Here is a 13,951-nt window from a genome sequence, read left to right as displayed (position 1 = left end):
GAAATATGACTATAATAAAAAGAAATAGAATGCAAGGTCGGATGAAGACCGTTATTTGTTATTTTTTGTCGGTATTTTGCTGTACGGCTTGTTCGCTTGATATTCCCTACGAAAATCAATTTTCCGATCCGGATGCCATTACTACACCGCATACTGCCCGTGAATTGCTGGCAACTGCTTATAATTCCCTGCCAAATCCGGATTTTGAGTTGGCTGTATTGGGCGATGATTTTGTTCCGACCTATTTGATTAACAGAAATGCTAATCTGAATAATCTTTATAAGTGGCAGCCACAACCGATCGAAGATTTGTCCCTGTCTTTGTGGAAAGATTATTATGCGACGATAGCTATTGTCAATGCCGTATTAGAGCGGGTAGATGGCATATCAGTGACTACAGAAAGAGAAAAGCTGCAATTACAATGTATCATTAGCGAAGGGAAGATACTGAAAGCATATTGTTACTTTAATTTATTGCGGTTGTTTGCTCCGGACTATGGAGATGGTGCGGAGAAAGACGGAATAATATTGAAAGACCAGTTTAAACTGGGATTCCTGAAACGTTCGAGTATTGAAGAGTGCGTGAAGGCTATCCGTACTATGCTGACCGAAGCTACGGAAGTGGATAATAATCCTGCGGAAATTTACTGGTTTTCTCAGATAAGTGGTTATTATTTATGGGCTATGCTGGAATTATATTCCCGAAACTACGATCAGGCGATCATTTATGCCGGAAAGGTGATGGAGGCGAAAGGAGGATATGATGTGCTTGGAGAATCAGTCTATAGTAAGTTTTGGGGAAATGAGGCATGTGCAGAGAGAATTTTTTCTTTGTTCACTACCAATTCATATTATAAGGATATCAATTATGATCGTAACAAAGGCGATCACTTGACTTTGAATTCAGCTTTGTTGAATCTTTATTCCGAAGGGGATATTCGTTATGAAAGGACTGTGTATCCGTTGGAGATGGCAGGAGAAACGGGTGGGGTGGTTATAGCAAACTGCCTGGGAAAATATAACAAAATGAATTGGGAAAAGAAAGAAATACAATATATCCATAAATTTAGGGTAGCCGGAGCTTGCTTTATCTTGGCGGAGGCGTATTGTAAGGATGGAAAGGAACATGATGCACAGGCGATAGAAGTGATGAATAATTATCTTGCACAGCGGCGGGCTACTTTAGTGGATACACAGCTTACTGGTGACCAGTTGTTGAAAGCTATTCTGCAAGAGAAATGGAAAGAATTTGCAGGCGAAGGAGAACGCTATTTTGATTTGAAGCGCTATCGGAAAAGTATCCTTACCGGATGGAACAGTAATATGAAAGATAAACGAGTGGAAAAGGATGATTACCGTTGGACTTTTCCAATACCGAAAGCGGAATATTTGTATAATGAAAATGTATCACAGAATGAGGGGTGGACTAAAATTGAAAACAACTAATAGTATAACAATAAATTTAAATGAGAAGAAAATGAAGAAAGTTTTTATTTATGCTATGGGAGGAATTATTCTTCCTTTCCTGGCTTCGTGCGGGGACGATAAAAATGAGACTAAATATGAAGGTGTGAACAAAATTTATCTGTCGGCGCAGGATCCGGTGATAGAAGAGATGGAAGATACACCACTGACCGTTAGTGTGGATTTGACTTCGGCTTGTGAGCAGGATATGTCTTTTAACTTCAAAATCCTGAATGATGAAGATGGCATCTTGAAGTTGGAAAATAATCCTGTAGTTATTCCGGCGGGAAGCAAATCTGCTACTTTCCAAGTGGTATCCAATCAGAAAGAATTGCTTGTAGAAGATACCTACTTTGATATTGGTATATCCGAACTACCTTCGTGGAATATGGAATTGAGTGCTGTGTTGAAGGTACGTGTAAAGCCGAATCCACAGATTCCCCAACTGACGGAAGCACAGAAGGCGTTGATTGAGGGTTATAAGACGAAGTATGGGATTGACTTAAACGAATGGCTGGGAGTTGTTTCTTGTCACACTACCGTACATAGTCCGGCAGACGGTTATTCGGAAGCTTTTGCTGCAGCTTTTACCAAAGAATATGATAGAAAAACGATTATCACATTGAGTGAACTGGCTACAGCAGAAATACCGGTACTAAAAATGGTGGATGATCCAATGGGATTGACGGAATATCTGGCTTGGGTACTGCGAAAAGAAACGGTCGAGAATACGGAGTTCTGGTATGGGGAATATGCCAGTCCCAGCTATGCAATGATCATGAATTTGCTGAACTGGAACAGGGAGAATCCGGGAACTCTGACAATGTCTCTGGATAACCTCAGATTAAAAGAACTGTCAGACGGGACAGCTGATGTTGAGTTTATAGGGATAAAGACTAATGTATATGGAGAGTCTGTTCCTGTTGTTCCTTTTGAATTTGTGTTTACTCCCTGGGAGTTACAGAAACAAAAGATTAAAGAAGGCAATCCTGATGCTATAGACCTGGAAGCACAGGATGGAACGGCGAATCCTGATTATTATCTCCTGCGTACTTCTGCAATAAAAGATGAATTTGGGGATGAGGCAAATTTTATAGAGCCTAAAGGAAATTTCAATTTTAATGCAGGTGGCAAGATGGTATTTCAATTTGTAATGGATCATTCTTTAGCAGGAGGATATACTCGTGTACAAGTGGAATATGCAAAGAAGTAAATTAAGGTCTATTTTAATGGCGGCTATTTTCATAGTCTCCATGTCTCCCCTTATTGTTTATGCACAGACAAGCTTCATTCCGCTTCCGGCAGGAACGCTGGAAGGTCGCTTGCCCAATGGATTGCGTTATCTGATTTTGAGGAATTCTTCTCCTGCCTCCCGGATCGAATTTCGTCTGGTGATGGAGGTGGGCTCTGTACAAGAGACCGAACAGGAGAAAGGATGTGCCCATTTTTTGGAACACGTAGCTTTTGGCGGTACGACTCATTTTCCTAAACGTTCGTTGGTGGAATACCTGGAGTCTTTGGGAATGAAGTATGGACAAGACATCAATGCCTTTACCGGTTTTGACCGTACCATTTATATGTTTGCTGTTCCAGCAGATCATCAGAAAGAAGAAGTCATTGATCGTTCGTTACTTATCATGCGTGATTGGCTGGATGGCATTTCCATGAGTTCAGAGAAAGTGGAGAATGAAAAAGGAATTATACTGGAGGAACTGCGTGGTTATGATTTGGGAGATGATTTTTATTCGTTAAAGATAGGACAGGGGATATTCGGACACCGTATACCGTTAGGTACAGTGGAAGATATCCGGAAAGTAACGCCACAGATATTGGAGGGATATTATCAGAAATGGTATGTACCTTCTTTAGCCACTTTAATAGTTGTCGGAGATATTTCTCCTCAAGACATAGAAATTAAAATTAAGGAAGGTTTTTCTTCATTGCAAAAGCGTCCGGTGAATGGTTTCCGAACCTATCCGCTGGAATATACTAAAGGTATCCATTTATCGGAAATCCGTGATTCGTTGCAGACTAAAACGAAAGTCGAACTAATGATTCCGCATCCTTGTGTGGTAGAACGTACTATGGAAGATGCAGTGATGAAACAGATGGGGAGATTGCTTGTCAGAGCAGTTTCTTCCCGTTTTCAAGGACGAAAATTGAAGACTAGTGTTTCAGATCAGTGGTATCTAAGTGACAAGAATCATTTGGTCTTAACAGTGGAAGGACAAAACAGGAGTGAGTTATTGGCGGCGATTTCTGCTACCGTAGCCGAATTGAATGAGTTGATTCGTCACGGATGGCAAGAGGAAGAATTGGAAGATATAAAAGATGATTTTTGTCATCAGATGCAGTCGGGTACTGGCAATTTATCACGTTCCTCTTCTGCATGGTGTGATGACTTTGTGGATTATGTGATATCAGGCGACCGGTATCTTACGGATACAACCCGACAGGAACAACTCAAAACCGACATAAGAAAAGTGGAAGGTAGCTCTTTACAGGCTTTGTTGAAAGAATGGCTTTCTTATTATAAAGAAACTCTGCTGGTAGGATGTAGCAGCCACACCGGATTAGGTGCTCCGTTGACGAAAGAGGAAATAGCTGATGCATGGGCACAGGGAGAACAGACAGAATGTACTGCTTACTCTTATGTCCGTCCGGATAGAAAGGAGGAAACAGAAATAGCTACACCTCCTTGTCTTGCGTCACGTCAGTTTTTTGATTCAACTTTTATTGCCCGTATTGTAGAATATCCTCACACACGGATTCGGGAAGTGGAACTAAAAAATGGAATCCGCTTGGTACTGAAGCCTACACAGGAAGCAGATACAGCTTTGCTTCTGACCTCTTTTGCTCCTTTTGGAACTTCCTCTTTGCCTGATGAAAAGTATCCTTTGCTGGAAGGTATCGGATATATGGATATGGGAGGCATTGCAAAAGTAGACGGAGAGATGCTTTCGGATTATCTTTCTCAAAAAGAAATTTCGCTCACGATGGCGATGGAGAATCACTGGCATGGTTTCATAGGTATGGCCTCTGTTGCCCATGCTCCGGAGTTTTTTAATTTGATTTTTGAAAAGATATTCGATCCGGAACTTAAATATGATGATTTTGAAGAGATTCGTCAGGAATTGCTGAAGGATTATGGCAAAGAAACTATGCTGGAAAAAATGCTGAAGCGTGCTCCGGACCGTTTGCTTTCTGCCCGTATGGATGAATTGATGGGAGCTGCCATACCCCGTTCATCCAATAAACTTTCCATTGATCAGATCAAGAGTCAGAATCTGGATTCTATCGCTGTTTTCTATAAAGAACTTTACGCACGCCCCGAAGGAACGACGTATGTTATCTGTGGCAATTTTGATACGGATACTATCATGCGGCAGTTTGTATCTGTGTTCGGGAGGATCCCTGCTTCGTTGTGTCCATCGGAGTATTCTTATCCTCATTTTGAACTTCCGGTTGAAAAACATATAGAAGGTTTTCCGAACGATAATGAGACACAGACCTTATTTGATTATCTTTTCTTCGGATATTATCAACCGGGTCTGAAGAGTACGTTAACACTGAAACTGATGCGTGATGTGATTCGTAATCGTTTGATTTCCGTGCTTAGGGAACGTGAATCATTGGTTTATTCGCCTTATATATCGTTGATGTATGAGGGAATTCCCTGGCGGACATTCTACTTTGATATCAATGCGTCTGCTGATAACCGTAATATGCCCGAAATAGATATTCTGTTGAAAGAGATATTGCATAAACTGCAGTTGCAGGAAATAGGAGAAGAGGAATTAAGAAATATCAAACGCTCTTTTCTGATAGCTAAACGCGAAGCGTTGAATGAAGAAGCTCCTGCCAACTGGCGTACTACCTTAGTCGGATTACTGAAGAATGGAGAGTCGTTGGCTGATTTCGAGCAGTACGAGCAGTGTCTTGAGAGTATTACCCCTGCTACTTTGCGTGAGGCGTTTAACAGCTATCTGAGTCTTGAAAATTATAGTCTGCTATATTTAAGTAAAAACAAACTGAAAAATGACACAAAGAATAATTAAACGGTTGCTATGCCTGGTCTGTTTGTGTGGCTGCTGTCTCGGTGTGGTATCTGCACAGGGAGATATGAACAAACGCGCTTACGTATTATTTGATAATACCGGTAAGGAGATTACTTACGGAGAGTTAGTTAAGCAACTCTCCGGTTATGACATTGTCTTTCTGGGAGAAATACATAACTGTCCGATTACGCATTGGCTGGAATTTGAGATAGCTCGTTCGATGTACGCTATTCATAAAGATAAGCTGATGCTGGGAGCGGAAATGCTGGAGAGTGACAATCAGCTGATTCTGGATGAATATATGCAACGTCAGATTTCTTATGATCACTTTGAGGCAGAAGCCCGCCTGTGGGATAATTATAATACGGATTATTATCCGGTCGTTTTCTTCGCTAAGGAACATGGCATTCCGTTTGTTGCAACTAATATCCCCCGACGTTATGCTAATAGTGTGAAAAATAAAGGAATCGAAGTACTTGATTCTTTGTCAGATGAAGCTAAAAGGTACATTGCACCTTTGCCTGTTCCTTTCGAATATAATGAGAAAGAAAGTGAAGCGGCTTTTAGCATGATGAATATGCTGGGAGGAAAGCAGAGCGGAGATAACCGGAAACTGGCTCAGGCACAAGCTGTCAAAGATGCCACGATGGGATGGTTTATTGCTCATAATATGAAAGATAAGTTTCTGCACATCAACGGAAACTATCATTCTGACTTCAAAGGTGGAATTATACCTTATTTGCTTCGTTATCGTCCCGGAACAAAAGTAGTGACAGTCACTTCTGTACGCCAAGAATCCATTCATCAACTGGATGAAGAAAATAAAGACCGTGCAGACTTTTATATTTGTGTTCCTGAAGATATGGTGAACAGTTATTAAGGCAGCTTGTCTTTTTAAGTGAAGATAATAAAATTCTCTATAAAATAGCTTTATGGAGACTTTTTTGTACCTTTGCGCCCTTAAACTAACTAACCTTTAAAAAACATGTTTACTGACTTATTGCATTCCTCTTATTTCTCGCTCTTTCTGATAGTAGCGTTGGGATTTATGTTAGGAAGAATTAAGATTAAGGGGCTATCGCTTGATGTGTCAGCGGTGATCTTTATTGCTCTTCTTTTTGGACACTTTGGTGTTATTATTCCTAAAGAATTAGGAAACTTCGGTTTGGTACTTTTTATTTTTACCATCGGTATTCAGGCCGGTCCCGGATTCTTCGACTCTTTTCGTAGTAAAGGAAAGACGCTGATTCTCATTACTATGCTTATTATCTGTTCTGCCTGCCTCACGGCAGTAGGTTTGAAGTATGCGTTCGATATTGATACGCCGAGTGTAGTCGGATTGATTGCAGGAGCTTTGACCAGTACTCCGGGATTGGCGGTAGCAATTGATAGTACCCACTCTCCGTTAGCATCCATTGCTTACGGTATCGCTTATCCGTTTGGTGTAATCGGAGTGATTTTGTTTGTGAAGCTGCTTCCCAAAATCATGCGTGTAAATTTGGATCAGGAAGCCCGTCGCCTTGAAATAGAGCGCCGCGGACAATTTCCGGAGTTGGGCACTTGTATCTACCGTGTCACTAATGCAAGCGTATTCAACCGTAGCTTGATGCAGATCAATGCACGGGCAATGACAGGTGCTGTTATTTCCCGTCTGAAACATAAAGATGAAATATCCATCCCCACCGCGCATACAGTATTGCACGAAGGAGACTATATTCAGGCAGTAGGCAGTGAGGAATCACTGAATCAGCTGTCTGTATTAATTGGCGAACGTGAAGAAGGTGAACTTCCTTTGGATAAAACACAGGAAATCGAGTCCTTACTATTGACCAAGAAAGATATGATCAATAAGCAACTGGGTGATCTGAATTTACAGAAAAACTTCGGTTGTACGGTGACCCGTGTTCGTCGAAGCGGTATTGACTTATCTCCGTCACCGGATTTGGCTTTGAAGTTTGGTGATAAACTGATGGTGGTAGGAGAGAAGGAAGGCATCAAAGGAGTAGCCCGCCTACTGGGAAACAATGCGAAGAAACTTTCCGATACTGATTTCTTCCCCATCGCGATGGGTATTGTGCTGGGGGTCTTATTTGGTAAGTTGAATATTTCTTTCTCCGATACACTGTCGTTTTCACCTGGATTGACCGGAGGAGTATTGATGGTGGCGTTGGTTTTGAGTGCCGTTGGTAAGACAGGGCCTATCATTTGGTCTATGTCCGGCCCCGCCAATCAACTGTTGCGGCAGTTAGGTCTGTTGCTTTTCCTTGCTGAAGTCGGAACCTCTGCCGGAAAGAACCTTGTGGCTACTTTTCAGGAAAGCGGATTACTGATGTTCGGAGTGGGTGCAGCTATCACAGTAGTACCGATGCTGGTTGCGGTAATTGTAGGACGCTTGGTATTCAAGATCAACATACTTGATCTACTGGGAACCATTACGGGAGGTATGACCAGTACTCCGGGACTGGCTGCTGCCGATTCGATGGTAGACAGTAATATTCCAAGCGTGGCATACGCGACCGTTTATCCGATTGCTATGGTATTCCTTATTTTATTTATACAGGTGATATCTTCAGCTGTGTATTAATGAAAATCAGTATATATAGGTATTGATTGTTAAAATAATAGTTTGTATCTTTGCCGCCTCAAAATTTAAGATGAGGTGAAACGATTGTCATTGAATATCATGCGCTGTTTCTTGCCGGTACTGTTTGTATCGTATTTGGTAAGTATCACATTCTTTGCTCACATACACGTGGTCAATGGCGTGACAATCGTCCATTCGCATCCTTTCAAGAAAGGGGCGGCACATAAGCACTCAACAGTCGAACTGTTATTAGTTCATTTCCTGTCACATCTGACAACGGACGGTGCGGCTGTTGTGTTTGCTCTCTCTCTTTTTATTCCATTCCTCTTGTGGCGGTTGCATGGTATTACGCAGCATACGCACTACTATTCTCCCTATCATGGGGTGGTGGCACTCAGAGCCCCTCCTGCTATTCGTTTTTCCGTCATTTGAACCGATGGTATCCTGCTTTATGGTAAAGCGGGAAGTCCTCATCTGTTTGTTCACATCATCACTTAACGAAAACGAATAACAAACGAAAAATGAAGAAATACATCTTTTCGCTTGTCTGCTTGTGCTGTGCATTGTTGCCTGCCCTCGAAGGACAAGCTGCTCTCCATGAGCATCCCGAATATCCGGATTTACGTAAATCGGATGCAAACATCGTAGGTCATATCCTTGATAAAAACACCAAAGAACACCTGCCTTATATTACTGTGGCATTGAAAGGTACAACGATCGGTACTGTGACCGATGCTACCGGACACTACTTTTTGAAGAACCTCCCCGAAGGTAACTTCGTGCTTGAAGTCAGCTCAGTAGGTTATAAAACCGTAAGACGCAATGTAACACTGAAGAAAGGCCGTACGCTGGAAGAAGATTTTGAAATAGAAGAAGATGCGGTTGCCTTGGACGGCGTAGTTGTTTCCGCCAATCGTAACGAGACCACCCGTCGTTTAGCGCCTACTTTGGTGAATGTAGTCGATATGAAAATGTTTGAAACGACCAACTCCACTACTCTGGCACAGGGATTGAGCTTTCAGCCGGGAGTACGCGTAGAATCCAACTGTCAGAATTGTGGTTTCCAGCAAGTACGTATTAACGGTTTGGATGGTCCTTATACACAAATCTTGCTTGATTCCCGTCCGATTTTCAGTGCACTTTCGGGTGTATATGGCATTGAGCAGATTCCTGCCAGCATGATAGAGCGTGTGGAAGTAATGCGTGGAGGCGGTTCAGCTTTGTTCGGGTCGTCTGCCATTGCCGGTACAATCAATATTATTACTAAAGAGCCGATTCGCAATTCAGGAATGTTGTCTCATACCATTACCGGTATTGGAGATGGAGACGCTTTCGATAATAATACTGCTTTGAATGCCTCTCTTGTAACGGACGATCAGCGTGCCGGTTTATATATCTTTGGTCAGAACCGCCACCGTTCGGCATACGACCATGATGGAGACGGATATTCTGAAATACCGAAAATACATGGCCAGACAATCGGTTTCCGTTCCTTCCTGAAAACGACTACTTATTCAAAACTGACTTTCGAATATCATCATATGGAAGAATTCCGCAGGGGAGGAGACTTACTGAACCGTCCGCCTCATGAAGCGAATGTGGCCGAACAGACAGAACATTCCATCAATGGCGGTGGATTGAAATATGACTATTTCTCACCAAACGAGAAGCACCGTTTTAATGTGTTTGCATCCGCACAACACATCAATCGTGACAGCTATTATGGTGGCGGGCAGGATCTGAATGCTTACGGAAACACTACCGACCTGAACTGGATGGCAGGATCACAATATGTCTACAGCTTCGGAAAATGTATTTTTATGCCTTCGGACCTGACTGCCGGAATCGAATTCAACCAGGATAAGCTGGAAGACAATATGTGGGGATATCACCGCACGGTAGATCAAAAAGTAAATATCGGTAGCGCTTTCCTGCAAAATGAATGGAAGAACGATCATTGGGGATTCTTGCTTGGCGGTCGTCTGGATAAGCATAACCTGATTGATCATATTATATTCAGCCCGCGTGCTAACCTGCGTTTCAATCCTACCCAAAATATTAACCTGCGTTTGAGCTATTCTTCCGGTTTCCGTGCACCGCAGGCTTTTGATGAAGATTTGCATGTGGAGAACGTAGGTGGAAATGTGGCAATGGTTGAGCTTGCAAAGGATCTGAAAGAGGAAAGATCACAGAGCTTAAGTGCTTCAGCAGATATTTACCACCGTTTCGGTGCATTCCAGATTAACTTTTTGGTGGAAGGGTTCTATACTAAATTGTCGGATGTCTTTGCATTGACTGATGGCGAAGTAAAAGACGGAATTCTGACACGTACACGCTATAATGCTCCCGGAGCACGTGTGATGGGACTGACACTGGAAGGAAAGATGGCTTATCTGAATAAATTCCAGATCCAGGCTGGGGCTACTTTGCAGCAGAGCCATTACAGCGAACCGCACGTGTGGAACAAAGAAGCTCCGGCAGTAAAGAAGATGATGCGTACCCCGAATACTTACGGCTATTTTACAGCTACTTATACTCCGGTCAAACCGTTGTCTATCGCCCTTTCCGGTACCTATACGGGTTCGATGCTGATACCTCACGAACCTGTTCCCGGATTCCTCGACAAACCGATTACGGTCAATACGGAAGACTTCTTCGATATCGCTCTGAAGGCGGCATACGACTTCAAACTCTATAAGTCGATGAACTTGCAGGTGAATGCCGGAATACAGAATATCTTCAATGCTTATCAGAATGACTTTGATAAGGGAGCCGACCGTGATTCGGGCTATATTTATGGCCCTTCACTGCCGAGAAGTTTCTTTGCTGGAGTGAAAATTAGCTATTAATAATGGTTTAATAATCTTTTTAGCTTATAAATCCTTATAAATGGGGATTGTTTCGGAACCGGACAATCCCTATCTTTGCCGCAGAAGATAAACCTTATCTTCGCTGCACAAAAACTGACGAATGAAACAAATATACCTGAATATAATGAAGTGGTTTTTGCCTGTACTGTTTATTTCGTACATGGCAGGGATTACTTTGTTTACTCACTCCCATGTGGTAAACGGGGTTACGATTGTTCATTCACATCCCTTTAAGAAAGGTGGCGAACATAGCCATACGACAGTAGAGTTTCAGCTGATTCACATATTGGACCATACATTGGTGACAGATAATGGTTTGACACCTTTGTTTGTGACTTCTGTCCTGTCTCTTTTATGTATTTTTCTCGCCTCTCCGCAGCGTATGCGGTATTGTCGTCCCTGTCCGGGCGCCATTTCTCTCAGAGCGCCTCCTGTCGTTTAGTCTGCATCACGTAGAAGCAGGCAGGTCTTCTTTGGAAACTGCTGTTGCTTCCCATCCTTATTATTTTTGATTTAAAACATTAAAAGACTAACGACAATGAAAAAATATCTTTTAGTCCTGGTCAGCCTATGTTGTGCCTTGTTGCCTGCATTGGCTGAACATCCGGAGTATCCGGAATTGAAAAAATCTGATGCGAATATAATTGGTCATGTATTGGATAAAAAGACAAGTGAGCATCTGCCTTATATTACCATAGCATTAAAGGGAACCACTATAGGAACCGTCACCGACGCTACCGGACACTACTTCCTGAAGAATCTGCCGGAAGGAAACTTTATGATGGAAGTCAGCTCGGTAGGGTATAAGACGGTTACCCGTAGTGTGACCTTGAAAAAAGGTAAAACGCTGGAAGAGAACTTTGAACTGGAAGAAGATGCGATTGCTCTGGACGGAGTAGTCGTCTCTGCCAACCGTAGTGAAACGACCCGACGTCTGGCACCGACTCTGGTCAATGTAGTAGATTTGAAACTGTTTGAAACCACTAATTCTTCTACATTATCACAGGGCTTGAATTTTCAGCCTGGTGTCCGTGTAGAGACTAACTGTCAGAATTGTGGGTTTCAGCAAGTCCGGATCAATGGGCTGGACGGCCCCTATACACAGATACTCATCGACTCCCGTCCCGTGTTCAGTGCCCTTTCCGGGGTATACGGGCTGGAGCAGATTCCTGCCAGCATGATCGAACGTGTAGAAGTCATGCGCGGGGGTGGATCGGCATTGTTCGGCTCTTCGGCCATTGCGGGAACGATCAATATCATTACGAAGGAGCCTCTGCGAAATTCCGGTCAGTTATCGCATACGATCACTTCCATTGGTGGCAGTTCCGCATTCGATAACAACACCTCGCTGAATGCTTCCCTTGTAACGGACGATCATCGTGCCGGATTGTATATCTTCGGGCAGAACCGTCATCGGTCGGGATATGATTATGACGGAGACGGATTTACGGAACTTCCGAAACTGAAGAATCAGACGGTCGGTTTCCGTTCTTATCTGAAAACGAGTACTTACTCCAAACTAACGTTTGAATACCATCATATGCAGGAATTCCGCCGTGGTGGAGATATGCTGGATCGTCCTCCTCACGAAGCCCATATTGCCGAGCAGTTACAACACTCCATAGATGGCGGAAGTCTGAAATACGATTATTTCTCACCGAATGAAAAGAATCGTTTAAGTGTTTTTGCCTCGGCAGCCAATACGGATCGTGACAGTTATTATGGTCCCGGCAACGATCCTCTGAAAGCATACGGAAAGACGACCGACCTCACCGCTATGGGCGGTGTGCAATATGTGCACACATTCGACAAATGTCTTTTCATGCCTTCCGACCTGACAGCGGGACTCGAATATAACCGTGACCGGCTGAAAGATAATATGTGGGGATACGACCGCCATACGGACCAGACGGTCAAGGTTTACAGTGCTTTTCTACAGAACGAATGGAAAAACAAACATTGGGGAATTTTGATTGGCGGGCGTCTGGATAAGCACAATATGGTGGATGATGTTATTTTCAGCCCGCGTGCCAACCTGCGTTTCAATCCTACGGATAATATCAATCTGCGTTTGAGCTATTCTTCCGGCTTCCGCGCCCCACAGGCATTTGACGAAGATATGCATATCGAAAATGTAGGTGGAACAGTGGCGATGATCGAGCGTGCAAAGGACTTGAAAGAGGAAAAATCGCAGAGCTTCAGTGCATCCGCAGATATGTATCACCGCTTTGGTGCTTTTCAGACTAATCTGTTAGTAGAAGGATTTTATACGAGGCTGACTGATGTGTTCGTGTTAGGAGGGCCTTTTGACCGTGGTGACGGTGTGCTGGTGAAAATACGCAGCAATGGTCCGGGAGCCAAAGTAATGGGATTGACTCTGGAAGGAAAGATTGCTTATCTTTCTTTGCTTCAAATACAGGCAGGACTGACATTGCAGCGCAGCCGATACGATGAACCGCATAAATGGCACGATGATGCGCCGGCAGAAAGAAAAATCTTCCGTACTCCCGATATCTACGGTTATTTTACGGCTACTTATACTCCCGTCAAACCGTTGTCCATTGCTCTCTCGGGTACATATACCGGCAGTATGCTTGTGCAGCGTATGGACATCAGCGCAGAAAACGTAGCAATGGGCGATATGCCCGAGCGAAAGGCGGAAGCCATCCGTACACCCCGGTTCTTCGATATGGGAGTGAAGATAGCGTATGACTTCAAACTCTATAAAACGGTAGACTTACAACTTAGCGGAGGTGTTCAGAATATCTTTGAAGCATATCAGAAAGACTTCGACAGAGGAGCTAACCGGGATTCCAACTATATCTACGGTCCTTCGCTTCCGAGAAGTTTCTTTGCCGGAGTGAAGATTAGTTATTGATACGATACCGGTCTGTTATTTTCAGAACATTTTATGCATCCGGGAATGTGATAAAACGATTGCTTCCCGGATGTTTTATAAATAAGCGACAGATTTGG

The 13,951-nt window shown here is 43.2% G+C and carries 9 protein-coding genes; all 9 read left to right on the top strand.

The annotated features are described in order from the left end of the window. Nucleotides 1-5: 5 nt before the first annotated feature. Nucleotides 6-1,445: a RagB/SusD family nutrient uptake outer membrane protein gene (locus DW640_RS06545; protein WP_065421930.1), complete on the top strand. Its 1,440-nt coding sequence runs from the start codon at nucleotides 6-8 to the stop codon at nucleotides 1,443-1,445. Between the two features lie 31 nt (nucleotides 1,446-1,476). After that, nucleotides 1,477-2,676, top strand: coding sequence for a DUF4929 family protein (locus DW640_RS06540; RefSeq protein ID WP_048698688.1), 1,200 nt, complete (start codon nucleotides 1,477-1,479; stop codon nucleotides 2,674-2,676). Continuing rightward, a complete protein-coding gene (locus DW640_RS06535; RefSeq protein WP_048698691.1) occupies nucleotides 2,663-5,521 on the top strand; it encodes a pitrilysin family protein in 2,859 nt (952 codons plus the stop codon). Before DW640_RS06540 ends, DW640_RS06535 begins: the two co-directional genes overlap by 14 nt. Continuing rightward, on the top strand, nucleotides 5,502-6,401 hold the full coding sequence (locus DW640_RS06530) for a ChaN family lipoprotein (RefSeq protein ID WP_048698693.1): 900 nt from the start codon (nucleotides 5,502-5,504) through the stop codon (nucleotides 6,399-6,401). Before DW640_RS06535 ends, DW640_RS06530 begins: the two co-directional genes overlap by 20 nt. Before the next feature lie 105 nt (nucleotides 6,402-6,506). Beyond that, a complete protein-coding gene (locus tag DW640_RS06525) occupies nucleotides 6,507-8,105 on the top strand; it encodes an aspartate:alanine exchanger family transporter (protein ID WP_008765024.1) in 1,599 nt (532 codons plus the stop codon). A gap of 75 nt (nucleotides 8,106-8,180) precedes the next feature. After that, on the top strand, nucleotides 8,181-8,537 hold the full coding sequence (locus DW640_RS06520) for a hypothetical protein (protein ID WP_008763067.1): 357 nt from the start codon (nucleotides 8,181-8,183) through the stop codon (nucleotides 8,535-8,537). Between the two features lie 89 nt (nucleotides 8,538-8,626). Further along, nucleotides 8,627-10,954 carry a TonB-dependent receptor gene (locus DW640_RS06515; protein WP_008765025.1) on the top strand — a complete coding sequence of 776 codons (2,328 nt, stop codon included), beginning with the start codon at nucleotides 8,627-8,629 and terminating at the stop codon, nucleotides 10,952-10,954. A gap of 121 nt (nucleotides 10,955-11,075) precedes the next feature. Beyond that, the gene (locus tag DW640_RS06510; RefSeq protein ID WP_011107300.1) at nucleotides 11,076-11,417 is read left to right on the top strand and encodes a hypothetical protein; all 342 of its coding nucleotides are present in this window, start codon (nucleotides 11,076-11,078) and stop codon (nucleotides 11,415-11,417) included. 96 nt (nucleotides 11,418-11,513) lie between these two features. Next, on the top strand, nucleotides 11,514-13,853 hold the full coding sequence (locus DW640_RS06505) for a TonB-dependent receptor (protein WP_008765027.1): 2,340 nt from the start codon (nucleotides 11,514-11,516) through the stop codon (nucleotides 13,851-13,853). The last annotated feature ends 98 nt before the right edge of the window (nucleotides 13,854-13,951 follow it).

Origin of the sequence: Bacteroides sp. AM23-12 (assembly GCF_003434395.1) — a bacterium.
Lineage (GTDB): Bacteria > Bacteroidota > Bacteroidia > Bacteroidales > Bacteroidaceae > Bacteroides > Bacteroides thetaiotaomicron.
The sequence above is the reverse complement of the archived record's forward strand: the minus strand, read 5'-3'. Positions and strand labels throughout refer to the sequence as shown.

Coding starts and splice junctions, on each gene's coding strand:
- DW640_RS06525 (WP_008765024.1), top strand. CDS start 6,507: ATGTTTACTGACTTATTGCATTCCTCTTATTTCTCGCTCTTTCTGATA.
- DW640_RS06545 (WP_065421930.1), top strand. CDS start 6: ATGACTATAATAAAAAGAAATAGAATGCAAGGTCGGATGAAGACCGTT.
- DW640_RS06510 (WP_011107300.1), top strand. CDS start 11,076: ATGAAACAAATATACCTGAATATAATGAAGTGGTTTTTGCCTGTACTG.
- DW640_RS06505 (WP_008765027.1), top strand. CDS start 11,514: ATGAAAAAATATCTTTTAGTCCTGGTCAGCCTATGTTGTGCCTTGTTG.
- DW640_RS06540 (WP_048698688.1), top strand. CDS start 1,477: ATGAAGAAAGTTTTTATTTATGCTATGGGAGGAATTATTCTTCCTTTC.
- DW640_RS06530 (WP_048698693.1), top strand. CDS start 5,502: ATGACACAAAGAATAATTAAACGGTTGCTATGCCTGGTCTGTTTGTGT.
- DW640_RS06535 (WP_048698691.1), top strand. CDS start 2,663: ATGCAAAGAAGTAAATTAAGGTCTATTTTAATGGCGGCTATTTTCATA.
- DW640_RS06515 (WP_008765025.1), top strand. CDS start 8,627: ATGAAGAAATACATCTTTTCGCTTGTCTGCTTGTGCTGTGCATTGTTG.